This is a genomic window from Pseudomonas sp. B34(2017), assembly GCF_002112915.1.
GTDB classification, from domain to species: Bacteria; Pseudomonadota; Gammaproteobacteria; order Pseudomonadales; family Pseudomonadaceae; genus Aquipseudomonas; species Aquipseudomonas pharyngis.
Window position 1 is genome coordinate 403,440 of sequence record NZ_NEJA01000004.1, and the last position, 23,391, is coordinate 426,830.

Annotated in this window: 21 protein-coding genes; 8 read left to right on the forward strand and 13 right to left on the reverse strand. The window is 60.7% G+C overall.

Annotated elements, in window-relative coordinates:
- The first annotated feature begins 23 nt into the window (after window positions 1-23).
- The 5 genes from CAF80_RS15285 (at window position 24) to CAF80_RS15305 (ending at window position 4,033) form a co-directional block, all read left to right on the forward strand.
- The gene (locus CAF80_RS15285) at window positions 24-1,247 is read left to right on the forward strand and encodes a YcaO-like family protein (protein ID WP_085667530.1); all 1,224 of its coding nucleotides are present in this window, start codon (window positions 24-26) and stop codon (window positions 1,245-1,247) included.
- A complete protein-coding gene (locus CAF80_RS15290) occupies window positions 1,244-2,194 on the forward strand; it encodes a trans-aconitate 2-methyltransferase (RefSeq protein WP_085667529.1) in 951 nt (316 codons plus the stop codon). The genes CAF80_RS15285 and CAF80_RS15290 overlap by 4 nt, the downstream gene beginning before the upstream one ends.
- Complete coding sequence (locus CAF80_RS15295) at window positions 2,191-3,069, forward strand: alpha/beta fold hydrolase (RefSeq protein WP_085667528.1); 879 nt, start codon at window positions 2,191-2,193, stop codon at window positions 3,067-3,069. Before CAF80_RS15290 ends, CAF80_RS15295 begins: the two co-directional genes overlap by 4 nt.
- 158 nt (window positions 3,070-3,227) lie before the next feature.
- The gene (locus tag CAF80_RS28890; protein ID WP_170928284.1) at window positions 3,228-3,659 is read left to right on the forward strand and encodes a type II toxin-antitoxin system Phd/YefM family antitoxin; all 432 of its coding nucleotides are present in this window, start codon (window positions 3,228-3,230) and stop codon (window positions 3,657-3,659) included.
- The gene (locus tag CAF80_RS15305; RefSeq protein WP_039767456.1) at window positions 3,656-4,033 is read left to right on the forward strand and encodes a type II toxin-antitoxin system VapC family toxin; all 378 of its coding nucleotides are present in this window, start codon (window positions 3,656-3,658) and stop codon (window positions 4,031-4,033) included. The genes CAF80_RS28890 and CAF80_RS15305 overlap by 4 nt, the downstream gene beginning before the upstream one ends.
- Window positions 4,034-4,088: 55 nt before the next feature.
- On the opposite strand, the gene CAF80_RS15310 is transcribed toward CAF80_RS15305, so the two are convergent.
- The 6 genes from CAF80_RS15310 to CAF80_RS15335 are packed head-to-tail and all read right to left on the reverse strand — an operon-like array spanning window position 4,089 to window position 10,041.
- Window positions 4,089-5,831, reverse strand: a complete 1,743-nt coding sequence (locus CAF80_RS15310) for an ABC transporter substrate-binding protein (protein ID WP_085667527.1) — start codon at window positions 5,829-5,831, stop codon at window positions 4,089-4,091.
- Window positions 5,832-5,878: 47 nt separating this feature from the next.
- Window positions 5,879-6,151 (reverse strand): DUF2160 domain-containing protein, encoded by a 273-nt coding sequence (locus tag CAF80_RS15315; protein WP_039767461.1) that lies wholly within the window; start codon window positions 6,149-6,151, stop codon window positions 5,879-5,881.
- A 10-nt stretch (window positions 6,152-6,161) separates the two neighbouring features.
- Window positions 6,162-6,962 (reverse strand): carbohydrate ABC transporter permease, encoded by an 801-nt coding sequence (locus CAF80_RS15320; protein ID WP_007951486.1) that lies wholly within the window; start codon window positions 6,960-6,962, stop codon window positions 6,162-6,164.
- A gap of 9 nt (window positions 6,963-6,971) precedes the next feature.
- Window positions 6,972-7,838 carry a carbohydrate ABC transporter permease gene (locus CAF80_RS15325; RefSeq protein WP_007951487.1) on the reverse strand — a complete coding sequence of 289 codons (867 nt, stop codon included), beginning with the start codon at window positions 7,836-7,838 and terminating at the stop codon, window positions 6,972-6,974.
- Window positions 7,835-8,947 (reverse strand): ABC transporter ATP-binding protein, encoded by a 1,113-nt coding sequence (locus CAF80_RS15330; RefSeq protein WP_085667526.1) that lies wholly within the window; start codon window positions 8,945-8,947, stop codon window positions 7,835-7,837. The genes CAF80_RS15325 and CAF80_RS15330 overlap by 4 nt, the downstream gene beginning before the upstream one ends.
- Window positions 8,947-10,041 (reverse strand): ABC transporter ATP-binding protein, encoded by a 1,095-nt coding sequence (locus tag CAF80_RS15335; protein ID WP_039767464.1) that lies wholly within the window; start codon window positions 10,039-10,041, stop codon window positions 8,947-8,949. The genes CAF80_RS15330 and CAF80_RS15335 overlap by 1 nt, the downstream gene beginning before the upstream one ends.
- Before the next feature lie 270 nt (window positions 10,042-10,311).
- Here CAF80_RS15335 and CAF80_RS15340 point away from each other — a divergent pair, with 270 nt between their 5' ends.
- On the forward strand, window positions 10,312-12,162 hold the full coding sequence (locus CAF80_RS15340; protein ID WP_074688976.1) for a sigma-54-dependent Fis family transcriptional regulator: 1,851 nt from the start codon (window positions 10,312-10,314) through the stop codon (window positions 12,160-12,162).
- A gap of 16 nt (window positions 12,163-12,178) precedes the next feature.
- Here the strand turns inward: CAF80_RS15340 and CAF80_RS15345 are convergent, their stop codons facing one another.
- The 3 genes from CAF80_RS15345 to CAF80_RS15355 all read right to left on the reverse strand — a co-directional run bounded on the left by CAF80_RS15345 (window position 12,179) and on the right by CAF80_RS15355 (window position 16,774).
- Window positions 12,179-13,390: an MFS transporter gene (locus tag CAF80_RS15345; protein ID WP_074688978.1), complete on the reverse strand. Its 1,212-nt coding sequence runs from the start codon at window positions 13,388-13,390 to the stop codon at window positions 12,179-12,181.
- Window positions 13,391-13,670: 280 nt separating this feature from the next.
- Window positions 13,671-15,053: a cysteine--tRNA ligase gene (cysS, locus tag CAF80_RS15350; protein WP_039767472.1), complete on the reverse strand. Its 1,383-nt coding sequence runs from the start codon at window positions 15,051-15,053 to the stop codon at window positions 13,671-13,673.
- Between the two features lie 20 nt (window positions 15,054-15,073).
- The gene (locus CAF80_RS15355; protein WP_074688980.1) at window positions 15,074-16,774 is read right to left on the reverse strand and encodes a glutamine--tRNA ligase/YqeY domain fusion protein; all 1,701 of its coding nucleotides are present in this window, start codon (window positions 16,772-16,774) and stop codon (window positions 15,074-15,076) included.
- A 250-nt stretch (window positions 16,775-17,024) separates the two neighbouring features.
- On the opposite strand from CAF80_RS15355, the gene CAF80_RS15360 reads away from it, so the two are divergent.
- Together CAF80_RS15360 and lpxH are read left to right on the forward strand one after the other, a co-directional pair.
- Window positions 17,025-17,531, forward strand: a complete 507-nt coding sequence (locus CAF80_RS15360) for a peptidylprolyl isomerase (protein WP_039767476.1) — start codon at window positions 17,025-17,027, stop codon at window positions 17,529-17,531.
- On the forward strand, window positions 17,528-18,283 hold the full coding sequence (lpxH, locus tag CAF80_RS15365; protein WP_085667525.1) for a UDP-2,3-diacylglucosamine diphosphatase: 756 nt from the start codon (window positions 17,528-17,530) through the stop codon (window positions 18,281-18,283). The genes CAF80_RS15360 and lpxH overlap by 4 nt, the downstream gene beginning before the upstream one ends.
- A gap of 141 nt (window positions 18,284-18,424) precedes the next feature.
- On the opposite strand, the gene CAF80_RS15370 is transcribed toward lpxH, so the two are convergent.
- From CAF80_RS15370 to CAF80_RS15385, 4 genes are all read right to left on the reverse strand, one after another.
- On the reverse strand, window positions 18,425-19,954 hold the full coding sequence (locus CAF80_RS15370) for a DHA2 family efflux MFS transporter permease subunit (protein WP_085667524.1): 1,530 nt from the start codon (window positions 19,952-19,954) through the stop codon (window positions 18,425-18,427).
- 87 nt (window positions 19,955-20,041) lie between these two features.
- Window positions 20,042-21,244 (reverse strand): efflux RND transporter periplasmic adaptor subunit, encoded by a 1,203-nt coding sequence (locus CAF80_RS15375; RefSeq protein ID WP_039767481.1) that lies wholly within the window; start codon window positions 21,242-21,244, stop codon window positions 20,042-20,044.
- A 15-nt stretch (window positions 21,245-21,259) separates the two neighbouring features.
- On the reverse strand, window positions 21,260-22,729 hold the full coding sequence (locus tag CAF80_RS15380) for an efflux transporter outer membrane subunit (RefSeq protein ID WP_085667523.1): 1,470 nt from the start codon (window positions 22,727-22,729) through the stop codon (window positions 21,260-21,262).
- Window positions 22,719-23,201 carry a MarR family winged helix-turn-helix transcriptional regulator gene (locus CAF80_RS15385; protein WP_011334990.1) on the reverse strand — a complete coding sequence of 161 codons (483 nt, stop codon included), beginning with the start codon at window positions 23,199-23,201 and terminating at the stop codon, window positions 22,719-22,721. The genes CAF80_RS15380 and CAF80_RS15385 overlap by 11 nt, the downstream gene beginning before the upstream one ends.
- Between the last annotated feature and the right edge of the window lie 190 nt (window positions 23,202-23,391).

Below are 23,391 nucleotides of genomic sequence, written 5' to 3' on the forward strand. Positions count from 1 at the left end.
GCGGGCTTTCCAGGAAGGAAATCATGCACAAGACAACGTTGGCCGAGCGTGAGCTCACGGCCGATCAGGCAGAACGGCGTATTCACACCGAACTTTCACGCCTGGGCCTCACACCGCACACCCGCACCCTCGGCAGCAAAGTGGTTGCAGTTCAGGCGAGTCTTCATGGCGGCGACAACCGTCATGCCCGTGGCTCCGGCAAGGGTTATGCGGATCAGGCGCACCTGGGCGCGCTCTATGAAGCGCTCGAGCATTACTGGACGGATGAGCTCTGTACCTACGATGTTCACCACGAAACGGAACGCTATTTCAAAGACACGCCGGTGTTTGCCGATGACTCGCTTCTGCACAGGCTCACTTGCCAGCAAAACGTGCGCATCCCCTGCCGGACCTATGTCTGTCCGCCGTGGCATGACCGGTTTTCCTACCCGGTGGCGCTGACCTCGCCGAACGGCTCACGTTTACCCTCGTCACCGGGCATGGCGGACTACCGTGCCGTGCAGCGCTACGCCAGCAACAGCGGCACCGCCATTGGCGCCACTTACCACGAAGCGATGCTGCACGCCGCCAACGAATGCATCGAGCGCGACGCCGTGTCGTTGTTTCTGCTCGATCATTTTTATTATCAGAACCATCCGCCACTGCGACGGGTGGCGCGTCTCACTGAACGCGACGATCTCGATCGTCTTTGGGCTGATGCCGAACAAGAGATCGACGGCGAAATCGTGCTGGTGGATATCAGCACCGAGTTCAAGACGCGAACCTTTCTGGCCTTCACCACGAAGCCGGGCGCTCACCCACAGGTATTCGGCAGCGGCAGCTCTCTCGACCCGCGTCACGCGGCGTGGCGGGCGCTTACTGAACTGGTGCAGCTGCAACTGAGTGCCGCCGAACCCGAATACCGTCAGACACTGGCCAATGCGCTGCGCAACCTGCAACCGTTCCCGCGCCTGCTGCGCTGTGCGCAGTTTGATCCGCACACGCTTCTGCATCGCTGCGTTCAACACGAGGTGAGACTGCCGGATTCCGCCAAAGACCTGTCGGTGCAAAATCAACTGCACCTGCTGACTCAAGACCTGCGGATTCATGGCCGTTCGCTGGGTGCAGCGGTCCTGCAGCGAACCGAGCTCGGCACGACCCTGCTCAACGTGGTGATCCCCGGACTGGAACGCTTCTTCGTGGTCTGCAGCGGTAACGTCGTCATACCGCAAGCCCGGGGCCGTACTCTGGAGAGGCCAGCCCCATGAACCGACTCGATCGCACCCGGGAACTGACACTGGCCCGATCCATGCGCCATTACCTCAACGAAAAGGGCGCTGTTGGCCACTACCTCGAACCACGCGGCAGCGGGCTGCATCACGTTTTTTTCCTGCGGGTGAACGATGAGTTCTGGGTCGGCCGCAAGCTCCTGCAACGTGACCGGCATTTTCAGTGGCAGGCCAGCAGCGCGCTCAAACCCGACATGTTGTTTGGCCCGCATCTGCATTCATTGTGGGGGGATGACGGGTTGTCGATCGGCTATCGGACGGTCTCCCCCGCAGACAAAGCGCAGTTCTTCGAGCACGCCTTGCATCAGGCTGACAGCGAGATCCTGGTTCCCTTCCCGCTGCTGGATGAGGCGGGCCGGGAAGCGGTCTGCCCGGCAGACTTCTGGCAATGCAACGAATCACTGGCCGAACAGCTGAACACTGACGAACACCACCTACGCGAATACTGCGCCGGGCTGCTCCAGGCCATCACAGAAAAAGGCGCACTGGTTTACGACCCGGCTTGTTCAACGGGCGCGTTCATCGCCCACCTCGCCCGTGCCCTACCCGACTGTCTTTGCCTGGGCAGTGACCGTTCGGCCTCGATGATCGAACATGCCAGGCGCTGGCACAGCGGGACATCCGTCGAATTTGACGTACTGGAGGCAAGTGAGGCATTCGATACAGGCATCCGCTGTGATGTCTTGATCCTGAGGTTCCTCAACGCCGAAGTCTTGACCCGCCGTGAGGCCCACGTAGCGTTCGAATCGCTGATCCGCTGCGTCAATCCCGGTGGCACGATCCTCGTCTTCGGTCACACCCCGGTGCTGATTCCGGTCACCTGGCTTGCCTCCATCCATCACCTGAAACTTGAATCCAGTGTCGCGGCACGACCAGGGCAAATCGAGCTGTTCCAGTTCTATCGTCTGACGGTTCCGGCGCCATGAGCTTTTCCCTGCATAGCCGAGGTTATTACCCGACCGGCGACGGCCATCAACTCTATTGGGAACGGCATGGTGTTCCGGGACACGAACCGGTGTTTTTCCTCCATGGCGGGCCCGGCGGACGTATCAGCCGCCACCATTTGCAGTTCTTCGAACCGGGTCGGTTCGACATCATCCTGTTCGACCAACGGGGCTGCGGGCGCTCGACGCCTTACGGCGAACTGCGGGACAACACTACCGGGCTGTGTGTCGAAGACATCGATGCCCTGCGCCAGTATTTCGGCTTCGAAAAAATCAGCGTGCTTGGCGTGTCATGGGGTAGCTGGCTGGCGATCCAGTACCAACAGCGATATCCGCAGCACCTGCTGAAAACCACGCTGGTTTCGGTATTCGTGCCGTTTGCCGCCAATGTCCGGGCCTACGATCAGGCACTCAATGACGGGTTGGCACAATCGCCTCACATGTCGCCCGGCCACCGTGCCAGGGACATCTACCGGATCCTCGGCGAAGGCTGTCCATCGCAGCAATACCGCGCCGCCATCGAATGGTTGAACGCTGTTCTACGTCGCACAGGGCAGACGATCTGCCCCGACACTCTGGAGCGCTTTGTCGATCAGGAAGCGGTGCTCGCCATCCGTCTCGAGCTGCATTACCACCTGCAGAACTACTGCTTCACGCCAAAGGATGAAGACCTGACCCTCGATGACAACACCCTGCTGATCCAGGGCATCCGCGACACCCATGGCATGGCCAGCGTGCGCTGGCTCAGGCAACGCATGAACATCCACTGCCGGCTGCTGCACGCCGGGCACAACGCCTTTGAAAACGCCCTCCTCAAAACGGTGCGCCGGGCGGTGAAACGTGAAATCGAAAGGTGAGCGTTATATGGCCGTAGGATCTTTTTCCGTTACTGGCCCGTCCTGCCGGGAACACAGAAAGCTCTCTCCAGAATGCCCGTCTCGTCCTACAGCCACACCAGGAAACAAGACGTTATCTTGGGTCACGGTTTACCAAGCGGCTGAGGCCAGAACGGACAATGAAACGTGAAATCTTTTTTGAGCTGGTGAGCAGCTTCGATTCATCGGTGGTCGAGCGACGGAGCAAAGTCATGCAATTTCCCTATATAGCGCGACGTGCAGGTTTGCCCCCCACCTGCACAGAACAAATCCGGGACTTTGCCGGCCCCCTTGATTCTGGCTATATTTGTCCAGAACATGAGGAAAACATGATGATCATCGTTCCGTTGGCCGAAGCCAAAAACAATCTATCCAGACTCGTCGATGAGGCCGCCTCGGGGCAGATCATTACAATTGCCAAACATGGGCGTGCACTCGCTCGTCTGGTTCCTGTCACCAAGTCTCACGGTCCGCGCATAGGTGCGATGAAGGGCAAACTCGTGCTTCCCGAAAACTTCGACGCGCCACTATCGGATGACATGCTCGACGCATTTGAGGGTGGCCAGTCATGAGGGTATTGCTCGACACCCACATTCTGCTCTGGACGCTTTCAGACGATTCCAGACTCTCCGCAAAAGCCAGAAAACTGATTGAGAACGCCACCGAAATCTATATCAGCGCTGCGACCTATTGGGAGATGGCAATCAAGGTCGGGCTCGGTAAGTTGAATGTAGATCTCGAAGAAATAAGGCAATACAGCCTCGACAGCGGCTTTATAGAACTCCCAGTGACCTCAGAACACGCCATTGCCGTAAAGGAGCTTGAACACCACCATCGCGATCCATTCGATCGGCTTATTGTTGCAACCGCCATGATTGAGCCGATGAAGCTGCTAACCGCCGATCCCCTGGTGGCTCAGTACACAGATCTGGCTGTTCTGGTCTGAATCCCGCACAAAGAAAAACGGCACCCAAAGGTGCCGTTCCGTCCCGCAAAAGCGCTTATTTGCGTGCCGCCTCCCACGACTTGAGCAGTTCGTTGTAGCTCACGGTTTCGCCTTTCGGCTTCTCGTTGGCCAGTTTCGGTTTGGGTGCGCCCGGCTGGTCGAACCAGTATTGCGCGTCGCGCTCGGGGTTCATTTTCGGTGCGCACACCGCTTGGGCCTTGGAGCGTTCCAGACGGGTCATGATCGCGTCCTGATCCTTGGCCAGACCGTCGAGGGCCTGTTGCGGGGTCTTCTCGCCGCTGGCGGCTTCGGCGATGTGGCTCCACCACAGTTGCGCCAGGCGTGGATAGTCCGGCACGTTGGTGCCGGTCGGCGTCCATTGCACGCGGGCCGGGCTGCGGTAGAACTCGACCAGACCACCGAGTTTCGGCGCCAGGTCGGTCATCGCTTGCGAGTTGATGTCCGATTCACGAATCGGCGTCAGGCCGACGATGGTTTTCTTCAGCGACACGGTTTTCGAGGTCACGAACTGCGCGTACAGCCAGGCCGCGAGTTTCTGTTTCTCAGGCGTGGATTTCATGAAGGTCCACGAGCCCACGTCCTGATAACCGAGCTTCATCCCCTCTTCCCAGTACGGTCCGCGTGGCGACGGCGCCATGCGCCATTTCGGCGTGCCGTCGGCGTTGACCACCGGCAGGCCCGGTTTGGTCATGTCGGCGGTGAACGCGGTGTACCAGAAGATCTGCTGGGCGATGTTGCCCTGGGACGGTACCGGGCCGGACTCGGAGAAGGTCATGCCCGCCGCTTCCGGTGGCGCGTACTTCTTCAGCCAGTCGACGTATTTGGTGGTGGCGAACACCGCCGCCGGGCCGTTGGTATCGCCGCCGCGGGTCACGCTGGAACCGACCGGGTGGCAATCCTCGACACGAATTCCCCACTCGTCCACCGGCAAGCCGTTGGGAATGCCCTTGTCGCCGCCACCGGCCATGGAGAACCAGGCATCGGTGAAGCGCCAGCCCAGCGACGGGTCTTTCTTGCCGTAGTCCATGTGCCCGTAAATGCGTTTGCCGTCGATTTCCTTGACGTCTTCGCTGAAGAACTTGGCGATGTCTTCATAGGCCGACCAGTTCACCGGCACGCCCAGTTCATAGCCGTACTTTTCCTTGAACCTGGCTTTCAGGTCGGCGCGTTCGAACCAGTCGGCACGGAACCAGTACAGGTTGGCGAACTGCTGATCGGGCAATTGATAGATCTTGCCGTCCGGCGCAGTGGTGAAGGAGATGCCGATGAAGTCCTTGATGTCGAGGGTCGGCGAGGTGAAGTTCTTGCCTTCGTTGGCCATCAGGTCGGTGATCGATTCGGTCTTGCCGTAGCGAAAGTGCGTACCGATCAGGTCCGAGTCGTTGACCCAGCCGTCGTATATGTTCTTGTCCGACTGCATCACCGTCTGCATTTTTTCCACGACATCGCCTTCCTGCAGCAGGTCGTGGGTCAGCTTGATGCCGGTGATTTCGCTGAAAGCCTTGGCCAGCACCTTGGATTCATATTCGTGGGTGGTCAGGGTTTCCGAGACGACCTTGATGTCCATCCCGCGAAACGGCTCGGCCGCCTTGATGAACCACTTCAGTTCTTCGAGTTGCTGCTCGGTCGTCAGGGTCGACGGCTTGAATTCGCTGCCGATCCATTTTTTTGCGGCATCTTCGTAGGCGTCGGCCCAGGCGGACGCGCTCAAACCGCTGAGTGCCAGCATGGCTGCCAATGAAATGCTATGTCGCAGCTTATTTTTCTTATCGAACATAGAGACCTCCTGTTAGGTTTTCGGAGCACGATTGCCGAGCGATTCGACTAGCCCCAACGCATCACAGCCAACAGCCACACCAGGGACAACGCGGACGCTACCCAGATGCTCCAGTCGGTCACGCCGATTACCAGCAGATGCAGGTAGGCGCTGCCGAGAAGACCGATGAACAAACGATCGCCACGGGTGGTGGCAATCGGCAGAAACCCTCGCCGCAAGATGCTCGGCGAGCGCAATTCCCAGGTGGTCATGCCCACCAGGATCAACCCGATCACGATGAAAAACGCCGCCGTCGGGACGGTCCAGCTCATCCATTCCATCATCAGTTCCTCAGACCCGGCCCAGGGCAAAGCCCTTGGCCACGTGGTTGCGAACGAACCAGATCACCAGCATGCCGGGGAGAATAGTCAACACCCCCGCTGCCGCCAGTACGCCCCAGTCAATCCCGGATGCCGACACCGTGCGCGTCATCACCGCCGCGATCGGTTTGGCGTTCACCGAGGTCAGCGTGCGCGCCAGCAGCAGCTCGACCCAGGAAAACATGAAGCAGAAAAACGCTGTCACACCGATGCCGGAGCCGATCAGCGGAATGAAGATCTTCACGAAGAACTTGGGAAAGCTGTAGCCGTCGATGTAGGCGGTTTCGTCGATTTCCTTCGGCACCCCGGACATGAAGCCTTCAAGGATCCACACCGCCAACGGCACGTTGAACAGGCAGTGCGCCAGCGCCACGGCGATGTGGGTGTCGAACAGGCCGATCGACGAATACAGCTGGAAGAACGGCAGCAGGAATACCGCCGGCGGCGCCATGCGGTTGGTCAGCAGCCAGAAGAACAGGTGCTTGTCGCCGAGAAAGCGGTAACGCGAAAACGCGTAGGCCGCTGGCAGTGCCACAGTCAGGGAAATGATCGTGTTCAGACTGACGTAGTACAGCGAGTTGATATAGCCGGTGTACCAGCTCGGGTCGGTGAAGATCACCTTGTAGTTCGCCAGCGTGAAATCCTGTGGGAAAAGGGTCAGTCCGCCGAGGATTTCGGTGTTGCTCTTGAACGACATGTTCAGCAGCCAGTAGATCGGCACCAGCAGGAACAGAATGTAGAGCAGCAGGGGAATCAGCTTTCTTTTGCTCATGGCCGGGCCTCAGCGGTTGGCATCGTTGTGGGTCATGGCGGTGTAGAACAGCCAGGACACCAGCAGGATGATCAGGAAGTACACCAGCGAGAATGCCGCCGCCGGCCCCAGGTCGAATTGGCCTACGGCCATCTGGGTCAGGGTCTGACTCAGGAAGGTCGTCGAGTTGCCCGGCCCGCCACCGGTGAGCACGAACGGCTCGGTGTAGATCATGAAGCTGTCCATGAAGCGCAGCATCACCGCGATCAGCAGCACGCTCTTCAACTTGGGCAACTGAATGTGCCGGAACACAGCCCAGGCCGAGGCCCGGTCGATGCGCGCGGCCTGGTAATACACATCGGGAATCGCCCGCAAGCCGGAAAAACACAGCAGCGCCACCAGCGAAGTCCAGTGCCAGACGTCCATCACCAGCACAGTGACCCAGGCGTCCATGGTGTTGGCCGCGTAGTTGTAGCTGATGCCCATGGCATTGAGGCTCGACCCCAGCAGGCCGATGTCGGCACGGCCGAAAATCTGCCAGATGGTGCCGACTACGTTCCATGGAATCAGCAACGGGATCGCCAGCACGATCAGCACCACCGACGACCAGCGACCCTTGGTCGGCATGGTCAGGGCAATGGCGATCCCGAGGGGGATTTCGATCAGCAGCACACACGCCGAGTAGATGAACTGGCGCAGCAACGAGTCGTGCAGACGCGGATCGAGCAGCACCTGCTTGTACCAGTCGGCACCGACGAAGTAGCGGCTGGACTGGTCGAAAATGTCCTGCACCGAATAGTTGACCACGGTCATCATCGGGATCACGGCACTGAACGCCACCAGCAGGAACACCGGCAACACCAGCCACCACGCCTTGTTGTTCTGCACCTTGTTCATGGCTGTACCTCGCTGTCGGTGGCATCCAGCAGAAACTCGTCGGCGTAGACCATCAGCCACTGCGCCGGAAAACTGATGTACGCAGTGCCCTGGGGCACCGGTTTGTCCTCGGCCAGGCGCACTTTCAGCGGTGCGCCGTCCAGATCCAGGGTCATGATCTTGTAGGTGCCGAGGTCTTCGACGTGTACGACCCGCGCCTGCATCGCGTCATCAAACGGCTCGTCCCACACATGGATGAACTCGGGACGGATGCCGACCTTCAGATTTTTCCACTGGCCGTGTTCGATATGGCGCTGCAAGCCGTCGGACAGCGGCAGATGGGTTGAATTGAAACCGACCCCGCCCGGTTGCGGTTGCACTTCGATCAGGTTCATCCCCGGGCTGCCGATGAAGTAGCCGACAAAGGTGTGGCTCGGCCGCTCGAACAATTCCCGTGGCGTTCCGAACTGGACGATCTGGCCGCCGTACATCACCGCGATCTTGTCGGCAAAAGTCGAAGCCTCCAGCTGATCGTGAGTTACGTAGACCATGGTGATGTTGAACTGCTCGTGGATCTGCTTGAGCTTGCGCCGCAGTTTCCATTTCAGGTACGGGTCGATCACCGTCAGCGGCTCGTCGAACAGAATCGCCGAGACGTCATCGCGCACCAGGCCACGGCCCATGGAGACTTTCTGTTTTTCGTCGGCGGTGAGGTTGCGCGCCTTTTTGCTCAACAGGTTTTGCAGGTCGAGGACTTCGGCGATTTCCTGCACCTTGCTGTGCACTTTCGCCTCGGCCAGGCCCTGATTGCGCAAGGGAAAGGCCAGGTTGTCGAACACGGTCATGGTGTCGTAGACCACCGGAAACTGGAACACCTGGGCGATATTGCGCTTCTCCGGGGTCAGGTCGTTGACCGCTTTGCCATCGAACAGCACATGACCCTGGGACGGACTGAGCAAGCCGGAAATGATGTTGAGCAACGTCGACTTGCCGCAACCCGAAGGGCCGAGCAAGGCATAGGCACCGCCCTGCTCCCAGATGTGGTCCATCTCGCGGATCGCGTAATCCTCGGGCCCGCTCGGGGTTTTGCTGTAGCTGTGGGCGAGGTGCTGCAAACGGATTTCGGCCATCAGGCAACCCTCGCGACTCGCCGGCCCGGTGCCTGCACCAGACGGCCCTGCGCATCGAACACAAACAGTTTATGGGTCGGGATATAGATGCGGATCGGCGCATCGACGTCGTATTCGTGAACCCCCGGCAAATGCAGCACCAGCAGGAAATGCTCGTTGCGCACGTGCAGGAAGGTTTCCGAACCGCTGATCTCCGCCACCTCGACGGTCACCGCCAGTTCCAGGTCGTCATCGTTGCTCGGCACCAGCGAGATGTGGCTCGGGCGCACGCCAAAACGGAACTCGCCCTCGCCCACCGGCCGCAGGTCGACGTTCAACGGGAAGTGCACGAAGTTGGCGAAACTCACTTCGTTACCGGCGATACGCCCCGGCATCAGGTTGATCGGCGGCTCGGAGAACAATTCGGCGGCCAGCACCGTTTGTGGCTGGTGGTAGACCTCGGTCGACGGGCCGCTCTGGATCACCCGGCCCTCGTGCAGAATGGTCGTGGTACCGCCCAGCGCCAGCGCTTCGTTGGGTTCGGTGGTGGCATAGATGGCGATGGTGTGGCGCGCCTTGAACAGCTCGCGCATTTCCTGGCGCAGCTCTTCGCGCAGCTTGTAATCGAGGTTGACCAGCGGCTCGTCGAACAGAATCAGCTCGGCATCCTTGACCAGCGCCCGCGCCATCGCGGTACGCTGCTGCTGGCCGCCGGACAGTTCCAGCGGATAACGCTGCAGAAACTTTTCGATGCGCAGCATCTTCGCGGTTTCCTGCACCTTGCTCTGGATCTGTTCGTTGGAGATCCCGGCCTGGCGCAGCGGCGAGGCGATGTTCTCGAACACCGTCATGGTCGGGTAATTGATGAACTGCTGATAGACCATCGACACGTTGCGCAAACGCACCGGACGCTGGGTGACGTCGACGCCGTTCATCAGGATGCGGCCGCTGTCGGGCTTGTCCAGACCGGCCATCAGGCGCATCAGACTGGTCTTGCCGGACAGCGTGCGTCCGAGCAAAACGTTGAAAGATCCAGGTTCGAATTTCAGGCTCGCATCGTCGATCCAGGTCTGGCCCTCGACGGTACGGCAGACGTGCTCCAGGGTGAGTGACATGGCTCGGCCTTTTTATTATTGGAGTCAAGCGACCTGTCCTGTAGAGCGACATTCGTGCCAGAAACGGCAAGCTGTTGATTTACCGTTAGATTCGCTGAAAGCCACGCAAACCGTGGTTCGTAGCTGAACACAAGTGAACAGTCGCGACTGAACAATTGAACAGTTTGGCGATTGACAATGAACAATAGTGAACAACACTCTATGGATGCTTTTTGCTCGTCGAACGAGCCATAACAAAAACAACAAAGCACCCTTCAGAGACTGCCAATCATGGCCGCAACTGCCCCGCCGCTGTCCCACGACGCCCTCGTCCAGAGTTCCTGGCAACGTTGCCGCGCGTTCGGTCTGGATCACCAAAGCGCCCCGGCCTTTGATCAGTTGCCCGCCGCCGGCATCGCGCATCTGCTCGACAGCCATCACGCGCTGGTGCAGACCACCCACCAGGAAGTCTTGCCCTACTACGAAAACATCCTCAGCAATTCCAACTGCCTGATCATGCTCGCCGACAATCAGGGCCAGGTGCTGACCTCGTGGGGCACGCAACGCTTTATCGAGCCGAGTCTGGCGCGGGGTTTTCAACCGGGAGCGAGTTGGATCGAACGCGCCAGCGGCACCAACGCCATCGGCACGGCGCTGGCCTGCGAGCAGGCGGTGCACATCGAACACGATGAACACTTTCTCAAGGCCAACCGCTTCATGACCGGTTCCGCCGCACCGATTTTCGATGCCGAGCGCAAGGTCATCGCCGTACTCGATGTGTCCAGCGACAGCTACCTGCCGCCCTCGCACACCCTCGGCATGGTCAAGATGATGAGCCAGACCGTGGAAAACCGGCTGATCCTCAACCTGTTCCATGGCCAGCACTTTCAACTGACCTTCAACACCGGGTTGAACAATCTCGACAGCCAGTGGGCCGGGCTGCTGATCTTTGATGAGAGCGGTCAGGTGCTGTCGGCCAACCGTCGGGCCGACAATCTGCTGGGTGTGCGCTTGTCGCGGGTCAGCGTTGAAAGCCTGTTCAAGGTCTCGTTGCTGGAGTTGATCAATCAGCCGGACGGTTTGCCGTTTGCCTTGCAGACTTCCGGGCGCAATCGTTTCCAGTGTTTGTTGAAGCGACCTAAACAGGCGCCGGTTCAGGCGCGGGTCTTCACTGAAACAAGAACCGCCGAACCGAAAGTCGCCGCACCCACGGCCATCAGCCTGAGCACTTTGCACTTCGGCGACAGCCGCGTGGAGAAAGCCGTGCGCCAGGCCGAACGTCTGCTGGAAAAGGACATCCCGCTGCTTATTCACGGGGAAACCGGGGTCGGCAAGGAAGTGTTCGTCAAAGCCCTGCATCAGGCCAGCTCCCGCAGCAAACAGGCGTTCATTGCCGTCAACTGCGCGGCGATCCCCGCCGAACTGGTGGAGTCCGAGCTGTTCGGCTATGAGAAAGGCGCGTTCACCGGCGCCAACCAGAAAGGCAGCATCGGCCTGATTCGCAAGGCCGACAAAGGCACGCTGTTCCTCGACGAGATCGGCGACATGCCGCTGCCGACCCAGGCCCGGCTGTTGCGGGTGCTGCAGGAGCGCTGCGTGCAACCGGTGGGCAGCAGCGAGCTGTTCCCGGTGGATCTGCGGATCATCTCCGCCACCAACCGTTCGCTTCGGGAACAGGTGCAACTGGGGCGCTTTCGCGAAGACTTGTACTACCGCATCGGCGGCCTGACTCTCGAATTACCACCGCTTCGCGAGCGCAGCGACAAGCAGGCGCTGTTCAAACGCCTGTGGGAGCAACATCGCGAGCCGTCGCAGTGGGCGGGATTGAGTCGCGAGGTGCTGGACTTGTTTGAACGGCACCCGTGGCCGGGCAATCTGCGTCAGGTCAGCAGCGTGATGCAGGTGGCGCTGGCGATGGCCGAGGAACAACCGATTCGGCCCGAGCATTTGCCGGACGACTTCTTCGTCGATCTGGAGATGGAGCCGGTGGAAGTGGCCGAGCCGTTGGGCATCGACCTGAACGATGCCGAGGCGCTGAACCGAGAGTTGCAACTGGCCGGCGGGAATATTTCCCACCTGGCTCGGCGATTGGGGGTGAGCCGCAATACGCTGTACAAGCGATTGCGGCAGCTTGAAAGCTGAGCGCCCCCATAGCGGGTCAGGCCGAAATTGCTGGTTCAACAGGCGCAGCCGATGCGGCCGCCAACGTCCGCAGGCCCATCAGCACCACGACCATCATCATCAGACCTGCAGCAATCGCGACCGCGAACCCTGCCCGTGCACCAAAAGCATCAATCACCAGCCCCGCCAGCATGCCGCCGAGCGCCACGCCGATGCTGATTCCGGTGGTCATCCACGTCAGGCCTTCGGTCATCCTCGCTGCTGGGATGATGATTGTTCCCAGCTTCATGACCACAACCATGGTCGGCGCGAACGAGATGCCGGCGATAAACAGCATCGCGGTAAGGACATAAACGTCCGGTGAGAAAATCGGCAATACGCCGGTGACTGCCGTGACCAGGATCCCGATAAAGAACTGTTTTTCAATCGCCAGCGAAACCCGCAACGCGCCGAAGGTCAGGCCCGCCACCAGCGAGCCGAACGCATAGGCGGCAAGAATGAAGGTAGCGGAGGCTGGCCAGCCCTGGGCATTGGCGAACGCTACAACGGCGACATCGATCGATCCGCCAATGGCGCCCATCGCCAGCAGCGCGAGGACAATGGTGCGAACGCCGGGAATCAGCAGGGTCGAACCGCTGTTTTTCCGGTTACCCGCCACGACTTTCGGTTCGGTCTGACGCTGCATGAGAAACGCCGTCACGCCGACGGCCAGCAGCCCCACCGCCACCAGCGGCCCGGCTTCCGCGAAGAAACTCACGCTCAAACCGATCGCCAGTGGCGGGCCGATGATATAAGCCAGTTCGGTGAGGACCGTGTCCAGCGAGAACGCGGTGTGCAGTTGTGGCTTGCCACGAAACAGCTGCGTCCAGCGTGCGCGGATCATGGACGGCATGCTCGGCATCGTCCCCGCCAGTGCCGCCAGCACAAAAAACAGCGCGGCCGGCGCCCTCAGGTGCACGGCAACAATCAGCGCCAGCAACATGACGATGCTGAACGCCGTGACGACGGGCAGCACGCGACTCTGGCCTCGCCGATCAACCTGTTTCGAGATGCGCGGGCCGAGCAGCGCATTGGCCAGGGTAAACGTACCGGCGACTGCGCCGGCCAGCCAGTAAACGCCGGTCTGCTGCACCAGCATGGTGATGATGCCGATGCCGATCATTGCCTGGGGCAGTCGGGCAATAGAGCTCGCGAGGATCAGCCCGGTCGCGCCGGGTGTAGATACCAACTCGCGATAGTGATTAGCCATGATTCCTCCCTTCCGGATTCGCCGCTGATGAGCATCCTGCCGCGTGCGCTATCAAGACCTATGCGAATGCCAAAAGCAATCACACATTGTCTGGATCGTTCCCACGTCGAGGCGTCGAACCGTCTGCGTGGGAACGCCTCATTGGACGCTCCGCGTCCGCTTCGGCATGGGACGCGGAGCGTCCCGGGCTGCATTCCCACGCGGAGCGTGGGAACGATCAATGCGGACAGAAAAACAAAAACCCGCACAAGGCGGGTTTTGTTTGTAGCAAGCGCAGCGATCAGTCAGCCAGACGCCAGGTCGTGCCGCCCTTGCCGTCTTCCAGCACCACGCCCATGGCGGTGAGCTGGTCGCGGATGCGGTCGGATTCGGCCCAGTCCTTGCCGGCACGTGCCGCCAGACGCGCAGCGATCAGCGCCTCGACTTCGGCGGCATCGACACGCCCTTCGGCGCCGGCCTGCAGGAAGTCATCGGCTTCGAGCTGCAACACACCCAGCACGCTGGCCAGTTCTTTCAGACGCGCCGCCAGACCGGCCGCTGCATCGAGATCGCTCTCACGCAGACGGTTGATCTCACGGACCATCTCGAACAGTACCGCGCAGGCTTCCGGCGTGCCGAAGTCGTCGTTCATCACCGTGGTGAAGCGCTCGACGAACGCTTCGCCGCCAGCCGGCGCCACGTTCGGCAGGCCTTTCAACGCATGGTAGAAGCGCTCCAGTGCACCCTTGGCGTCCTTGAGGTTGTCTTCCGAGTAGTTGATCGCGCTGCGGTAGTGGCTCGACACCAGCAGGTAACGCACGACTTCCGGGTGGTACTTGTCGAGCACGTCGCGAATGGTGAAGAAGTTGTTCAAGGACTTGGACATCTTCTCGCCATTGATACGGATCATGCCGCAATGCATCCACGCGTTGGCGTAGGTCTTGCCGGTGGCCGCTTCGCTCTGGGCGATTTCGTTTTCATGGTGCGGGAACTCGAGATCGCTGCCGCCGCCATGAATGTCGAAAGTCTCACCGAGGCAGCAGGTGGACATCACCGAGCACTCGATGTGCCAGCCCGGACGCCCGGCGCCCCACGGCGATTCCCAGCTCGGCTCGCCCGGCTTGACGCCTTTCCACAGCACGAAGTCCAGCGGATCTTCCTTGGCTTCGTCGACCTCGATCCGCGCACCGATGCGCAGGTCTTCGATCTTCTTGCGCGACAGCTTGCCGTAGCCCATGAACTTGCCGACGCGGTAGTACACGTCGCCATTGCCCGGGGCGTAGGCGTAACCCTTGTCGATCAGGGTCTGGATCATCGCGTGCATGCCAGGGATGTGATCCGTGGCGCGCGGCTCCATGTCCGGCTTCTGGATGTTCAGGCGCGCTTCGTCTTCGTGCATCGCCGCGATCATGCGCTCGGTCAACGCTTCGAACGACTCGCCGTTCTCGTTGGCCCGGTTGATGATCTTGTCGTCGATGTCGGTGATGTTGCGCACGTAGGTCAGGTCATAACCGCTGAACCGCAACCAGCGGGTCACCAGGTCGAACGCGACCATGCTGCGGCCGTGGCCCAGGTGGCAGTAGTCGTACACGGTCATCCCGCAGACGTACATGCGCACCTTGTTGCCATCCAGCGGCTTGAATACTTCTTTGCTCTTGGTGAGCGTGTTGTAGATCGTAAGCACGGTGTTTCCTTAAGACTTGATCACTGGCCCCACGAATCGCGCAGGGTCACGGTACGGTTGAATACCGGCTGGCCTGGTTTCGAGTCCTTGATATCCGCGACGAAGTAACCTTCGCGCTCGAACTGGAAACGGTCTTCCGGCTGTGCGTTGCCCAGCGAGGGTTCAGCACGACAACCGGTCAGCACTTGCAGTGAGTCAGGGTTGATGTTGTCCAGGAAACTCGCGCTGTCTTCGGCTTTCTCCGGGTTCGGAGAACGGAACAGGCGATCGTACAGACGCACTTCGCACTCGATGCTGGCAGCGGCCGGCACCCAGTGGATCACGCCCTTGACCTTGCGGCCTTCAGGGTTCTTGCCCAGGGTGTCCGGATCGTAGGAGCAACGCAGCTCGACGATGTTGCCGTCGGCGTCCTTGATCGCTTCGTCGGCGCGGATAACGTAGCTGCCGCGCAGACGCACTTCGCCGTTCGGCTCCAGGCGCTTGTAGCCTTTTGGCGGCTCTTCCATGAAGTCATCGCGGTCGATGTAGATTTCACGGGCGAACGGCAGCTGGCGCACGCCGAGTTCTTCTTTCTGCGGATGACGCGGCAGTTCGAGGTTCTCGATCTGGCCTTCCGGGTAGTTGGTGATCACGACTTTCAACGGACGCAGCACGCACATGGCGCGCGGGGCGTTCGCGTCCAGGTCCTGACGGATGCTGAACTCGAGCATGCCGAAGTCGACCACGCCGTCGGAACGGTTGGTGCCGATCATCTCGCAGAAGTTGCGGATCGATGCCGGGGTGTAGCCACGGCGGCGGAAGCCCGACAGCGTGGACATGCGCGGATCGTCCCAGCCGTTGACGTGTTTCTCGTCAACCAGTTGCTTGAGCTTGCGCTTGCTGGTGATGGTGTAGTTGAGGTTCAGACGGCTGAACTCGTACTGACGCGGGTGCGCCGGCACTGGCAGTGCGTCGAGGAACCACTCGTACAGCGGACGATGGCTTTCGAACTCCAGGGTGCAGATCGAGTGGGTGATGCCTTCGATGGCGTCCGACTGACCGTGGGTGAAGTCGTAGTTCGGGTAGATGCACCACTTGTCACCGGTCTGGTGGTGATGGGCGTGGCGGATGCGGTACATGATCGGGTCGCGCAGGTTCATGTTCGGCGAGGCCATGTCGATCTTGGCGCGCAGCACGCGGGCACCGTCCGGGAACTCACCGGCGCGCATCCGGGCGAACCAGTCCAGGTTCTCTTCCACCGAACGGTCGCGGAACGGGCTGTTCTTGCCCGGCTCGGTCAGGCTGCCGCGGTATTCCCTGGCTTGCTCGGGCGTCAGGTCGTCGACGTAGGCCTTGCCGGCCTTGATCAGCTCGACGGCCCAGTCGTGCAACTGGTCGAAATATTGCGAGGCGTAGCGCACTTCGCCGGACCATTCGAAGCCCAGCCATTTGACGTCGCTTTCGATCGCGTCGATGTATTCCTGGTCTTCCTTGGCCGGGTTGGTGTCGTCGAAACGCAGGTGAGTGACGCCGCCGAACTCCTGGGCCAGGCCGAAGTTCACACAGATCGACTTGGCGTGGCCGATGTGCAGGTAGCCGTTGGGCTCAGGCGGGAAACGGGTGACGATCTGCGTGTGCTTACCCGAGTCCAGGTCCGCCTGGATGATCGGGCGCAGGAAATTGACCGGCGTAACGGGGCCGGTCTTGGAATTCGAGGTAGGGTCGACAGTGGGCTTGCTCATAGGATCCTTGAACGTACAGTGCGCGGCCGGGACACGGGCCTGACAAAACAAAGCGGCTATCATAGCCGATGCTGTCAAGCCCCTGACAGAGCAGGGCTTAAAAGGAATGCATTTAATCGCCGGGTTTTGAAAAACAGCCTCGAAATTCGCGCCTGTCACGCTAAACTGCGCACCTTGGCCCTCACGGGCTGAACCGGTACGGGGCCCAAATGTCCCAATACCCACGAATTCCTTATAAAGAGCATCGATCATGACTCAAGTTAAATTGACCACCAACTTCGGTGACATCGTCATCGAACTGAACGCTGAAAAGGCGCCTCTCACCACCGCCAACTTCATCGAATACGTCAAGAAAGGTCACTACGAGAACGTCGTGTTCCACCGCGTCATCAAAGGCTTCATGATCCAGGGCGGCGGTTTCGAGCCAGGCATGAAAGAAAAGAAAGACAAGAGCCCGAGCATCCAGAACGAAGCCGACAATGGTCTGAAGAACGACAAGTACACCATCGCCATGGCCCGTACCATGGACCCGCATTCGGCTTCGGCGCAGTTCTTCATCAACGCCTCCGACAACAGCTTCCTGAACCACACCGCCAAGACCGCTCAGGGCTGGGGTTATGCCGTGTTCGGTAAAGTGGTTTCGGGCACCGACGTTGTCGACAAGATCGAAGGCGTTTCCACCACGTCCAAGGCAGGCCACCAGGACGTACCCGCAGACGACGTGATCATCGAGAAAGCCGAGATCATCGAAGCGTGATATTGCTGATTTCAGACTTGCATCTGGAGGAGGAGCGCCCGGACATTACCCGGGCGTTTCTGGATTTGCTCGCCGGACGCGCCCGCTCGGCGAGTGCGTTGTACATTCTGGGCGACTTCTTCGAAGCGTGGATTGGCGACGACGCCATGACGCCCTTCCAGCGTTCCATCTGCCAGGCCCTGCGCGAACTCAGCGATAGCGGCACGGCGATATTTCTGATGCACGGCAATCGCGACTTCATGCTCGGCAAGGCCTTCTGCAAAGAGGCCGGCTGCACGCTGTTGAAGGACCCGAGTGTCGTGCAGTTTTACGGCGAGCCCGTATTGCTGATGCACGGCGACAGCCTGTGCACCCGCGACGAAGCCTACATGAAGCTGCGCCGCTACCTGCGCAACCCGCTGAGCCTGTTCATCCTGCGCAACCTACCCTTGCGCACCCGGCAAAGACTGGCGCGCAAGCTGCGCAGCGAAAGCCGGGCGCAGACGCGGATGAAGGCCAATGACATCGTCGATGTCACGCCGGAGGAAATTCCGCGGATCATGCAGGAATACGGGGTGAAAACCCTGGTTCACGGGCACACCCATCGCCCGGCGATCCACAAGTTGCAGATCGGCGATCAGGCGGCGAAGCGAATTGTGCTGGGGGATTGGGATCGTCAGGGTTGGGCGTTGCAGGTGGATGAGAACGGGTTTGCGTTGGCGCCGTTCGACTTCGCACCGCCGCCAGCACTGCCCGCCCCCGCCACCGTCTGATCGTTCCCACGCTCTGCGTGGGAATGCCTCAATGGACGCTCCGCGTCCGCTTCGGCATGGGACGCGGAGCGTCCCGGGCTGCATTCCCACGCGGACGGTTCGACGCCTCGACGTGGGAACGATCTGTCATCGTTCCCCGACTTAGTGACCGCTGGCCGCCGGGCCTGCCTTGGCTGCGAATGGCGGCTTGGCCAGCCACACAATCAGAATCAACCCCATGAACCCCCAGCCCAGCAACGTGAAGTAATCCACGGTGGAGAGCATGTACGCCTGACTGGTGAGGATCTGATCCATCTGCGCATAGGCCGATTGGCTCCCGCCACCCAGCGAATGCAAGGTCTCGCGAGTCGCCGGCTCGAAGGTGCTGATGCTCTCGCTCATATAGGCATGATGCTGATCCGCCCGGCGAATCCAGATCCACGTGGTCAACGACGCAGCAAAGCTGCCGCCCAGCGTCCGCAGGAACGTCGCCAGACCCGCGCCATCGGCAATCTGGCTCGGCGGCAGGTCCGACATCAGGATGCTCAAGGTCGGCATGAAGAACAGCGCCACCCCAATCCCCATGAACAGCTGCACCAGAGCGATGTGCTGGAAGTCCACCTCGTTGGTGAATTCAGCACGCATGAAGCAGCTCAGGCCGATCGCCAGGAACGCCAGACCGGCCAGCAGGCGCAGGTCGAACTTGTGCGCGTACTTGCCGACAAACGGCGACAGCAGCACCGGCAGAATACCGATCGGTGCCACCGCCAGACCGGCCCAGGTCGCGGTGTAGCCCATCTGGGTCTGCAACCACTGCGGCAGGATCAGGTTGATGCCGAAGAACCCGGCGTAACCCAACACCAGCACCAGCGTGCCGATGCGGAAGTTGCGATAGGCGAACAGCCGCAGGTTGACCACCGGATGCTGGTCGGTCATTTCCCAGATCACGAACACCGCCAGCGCGATCACCGAAATCGCCGCGCCGATGATGATGAAGTTCGACTCGAACCAGTCCAGGTCATTGCCCTTGTCGAGGATCACCTGCAACGCGCCCACGCCGATGATCAGCGTGATCAGCCCGACGTAATCCATCGGCTGATGGCTGGTGACCACCGGGCGTTTGGCCAGCTGCTGGCGCACCACCATCACCGCGAAGATCCCGATCGGCACGTTGATGAAGAAAATCCACGGCCAGCTGTAACTGTCGGTGATCCAGCCGCCGAGGATCGGCCCGGCAATCGGCGCCACCACCGTAACCATCGCCAGCAACGCCAGGGCCATGCCCCGCCTCGCCGGCGGATACACCGCAATCAGCAGTGTCTGGGTCATCGGGTACAACGGCCCGGCCACCAGGCCTTGCAGCACGCGGAAGCCGATCAGTTCCGGCATCGACGTGGAAATACCGCAGAGGAACGAAGCCAGCACAAACAGGATGGTCGCCCACAGAAACAGCTTCACCTCGCCGAAGCGACGGCTCAGCCAGCCGGTGAGCGGCAGCGCAATGGCGTTGCTCACGGCGAACGAGGTGATGACCCAGGTGCCCTGCTCCGAACTCACGCCGAGGTTGCCGGAAATGGTCGGCAACGCCACGTTGGCGATGGTGGTGTCGAGCACCTGCATGAAGGTCGCCAGCGACAGGCCGATGGTGCTGAGCAACAGGCTGGGCGGCGTAAAAGAGGCGTTATTGCTCATCGCGAATCCTTTGGAACCTGATTGACGCTGCGTCCGTTAATGACGCAGCCGCCCTTGTGGGAGCAAGCTCGCTCCCACAGGATGGGATCAGCGTTGCGCAGTCTTGCTGACCGCCGCGCTGTTGTCGTGGATCAACTGGGTGATCATCGCGTCGGCTTCGGCCAGTTGGCGGTCGTAGACGTTGGTGCTGAACGAGGCCTTTTGCGGCGGCTGCTGGGCCAGTACCGGACCGCTCTGGTCGTGCAGGTTGACCTCGACATTGGTCGACAGACCGACGCGCAGCGGGTGCTTGGCCAGCTCTTCGGCGTTGACGTGAATCCGTACCGGCACACGCTGCACGATCTTGATCCAGTTACCGGTGGCGTTCTGCGCCGGCAACAGGGCGAACGCGCTGCCGGTGCCCGCGCCGAGGCTGTCGATGGTGCCGCTGAACTTGACGTCGCTGCCGTAGATGTCCGACTCGATCTCCACCGGTTGGCCGATGCGCATGTCACGCAGCTGAGTTTCCTTGAAGTTGGCGTCGATCCACAGCTGATCCAGTGGAATCACCGCCATCAGCGCAGTGCCCGGCTGCACACGCTGACCGAGTTGCACGGTGCGTTTGGCGACATAACCGGTGACCGGCGCAATCAAGGTGCTGCGCGCGTTGGTCAGGTAGGCCTGGCGCAGTTGCGCAGCGGCGGCCATCACGTCGGGATGCGACGACACCACGGTGTCATCGACCAGCGCGCTGGTGGTTTTCAGCTGCTGCCTGGCGTTGGCCAGGGCGTTTTGCGCCGAGGTCAGATCGTCGCGAGCGTGGGACAGTTCTTCTTGAGAAATCGCCCCGCCAGCAGCGAGGTTCTTACGACGGTTGAAGTTGTCCTGGGCTTTCTGCACTTCGGCCTGTTGCGCATTGACCTGGGCCTTCATGCCGTCGACGTTACTGTACAGGCCGCGCACCTGACGCACGGTGCGGGCCAGATTGGCCTTGGCACTTTGCAGACCGACTTCGGCGTCGTTCGGGTCGAAGTTGATCAGCACCTGGCCTTCATGCACCAGATCGCCATCGTCGGCACCGATGCTGACCACGGTGCCGGTCACCAGCGGGGTGATTTCCACCACGTTGCCGTTGACGTAGGCGTCGTCGGTGCTTTCGCTCCAGCGCCCGATGAATTCGTGATACGCCCAGACGCCGGCACCGGCGAGGGCAACCACAACGGCCAGCACCAGCAGCATCACCTTGCGTTTGCGCGGATTGCCAGTGTCCTGGGCGTTGTCTTGAGCTTGTGTGTTTTCGGCAGTGGCCATGACAAGTACCTTGAATTAGTTGTGCGGCGTGGCTGGGGTGGCGTTGGCTGCGGTCAGGGTTTGCCCCTGGAAGCCGCCGCCCAGCGCTTGCATCAGTTGAATCGACAGGTCGATCTGCTCGGCATTCAGGTTGGCCAGCTGACGCTGGGCCTGCAGCAATTGCTGCTCGATGCTGAGCACGTCCAGGTAGTTGCCGATGCCGGAACCGTAACGCTGGACGACGGTGTTGTAAGAATCCTGGGCAATCTCGGTCGCGTGCTGCTGGGCGCCGATCTGCCGGCCGATGTCACGCAACTGGTTGATCGTGTCGCTGACATCGCCCAGGGCTTTCACCAGGCTTTTGTTGTACTGCGCCACGGCGAGGTCGTAATCGGCGTCGCGGGCATCGAGGTTGGCGCGCAGACGTCCGCCATCGAAGATCGGCACCGAAATCGTCGGGGCAATGTTGAAGAAGCGACTGGCGGAACCGAACATCGCGTCCCCCAACAAGGATTCGGCACCGGCCGAAGCCGACAGGTTCAGGTTGGGGTAGAAGCGGGTCTTGGCCGAATCGATGTCCTTGCTTGCCGCCTCGACACGCCAGCGCGCCGCGACCAGATCCGGGCGACGGCCCAGCAGTTCGGCCGGCAGCATCGATGGCAGTGCGACAGCGCTGGCTTGCAGGACTTTCGGCCGAGCGATTTCGTTGCCGCGATCCGGGCCTTTGCCGAGCAGCACGGCCAGGGCGATTTTTGCGCTGTTCAGGCGTTTTTCGGCGTCGATCAGGCTGGCTTCGGAGCTGGCTTCCAGACTTTGGGTCTGCTGGAACTGGTACTGGCTGTCGATCCCCGAGCTCAAACGACGCTGGCTCAGGTCGAGCATCTGTTTGGTGCGCTTCAAATCTTCGTTGGCCAGGTCATAAACGATGTGCGCCTGACCCAGATCGCTGTAGGCCCGGGCCACATCGGCAGCCAGGGTCAGTTGCGCAGCCTGACGGTCGACTTCGGCGGCGCGGGCCTGACCGAGTGCAGCTTCCCAGGCGTCACGCTGACCGCCCCACAGGTCGAAGTTGTAATTGAAGCCGGCGCTGATGTTGCGCACGGTGGAGTAAGCCCCACCCTGCCCCAATGGATCCTGATCCCGGGCCAGACGCGAGCGGCTGATGCCGGCGCTGGCGTCGAGGGTCGGATAACGCTCGGCATCGGCGGCATACGCGGCGGCGCTGGCCTGATGGGCACGGGCGTCGGCGATCTGCATGTCCGGGCTGTCTTTCAGGGCTTCGCGGATCAGGCCGTCGAGCTGCGGATCGCCGAGGCTGGTCCACCAGTCGCTCTTCGGCCACGCGGCCTGGGACAGGGTGACGCCGTTGAGCGATTGTCCGGTCTGCAGGGTTTTCGCATCGAGGCTCGCGCCCTGGGTATCGAGGCCACTGTAGTTGGCGCAACCGGCGAGGATCATCGCCGACAGCACCAGTGTCAGGCTGCTGCGCAAGGTTTTACCGCTCATTGTGTTCACCTAACCGCTGGATGGTGATCGGGTCACCGGCTGCCAGCAAAATTTTCTTGAGGATGTATTCCAGGGTTTTCAACTCGTCCGGGGTCACGGCGCCGGCCAGTTCATTCATGGCGTCGGCGCCGATGTGCGGCAGGCGATCGGCCAGTTGCTGGCCCTGCTCGGTGAGCTTGAGTTGCACCTGACGGCGATCGCCTTCGCTGCGTTGGCGAACCAGGAAACCTTTCTGCTCCAGACGATCGAGCATGCGGGTCATCGAACCGCTGTCCAGCGACAGGTGCCGGCACAGCTCGGCCGGGGTGTCGACGCCGAACTGGGCCATGATGATCAACACCTTGAACTGCGCGGCGGTGATGCCGTGGGGTTCCATGTGGGTGTCGATGATCTTGTCCTTGAGTAAAGCGGCACGGCCGAGCAACAGGCCGAGATGGCAATGCTGGAATTCGTCTGGGGTGAAATGCTTCATGTGCTCACCTAATAACTGCCTAGGCAGTGAATGTATGTCAAGATGTTACTGCCTAGGCAGCGAATGTCAACGTAATAGTTAGGTTGCTTTGTAATTAGCCGATAACTGACCGCGCAAGATCGTTCCCACGTCGAGGCGTCGAACCGTCTGCGTGGGAATGCATAAAGGGACGCTCTGCATCCGCCGTTGA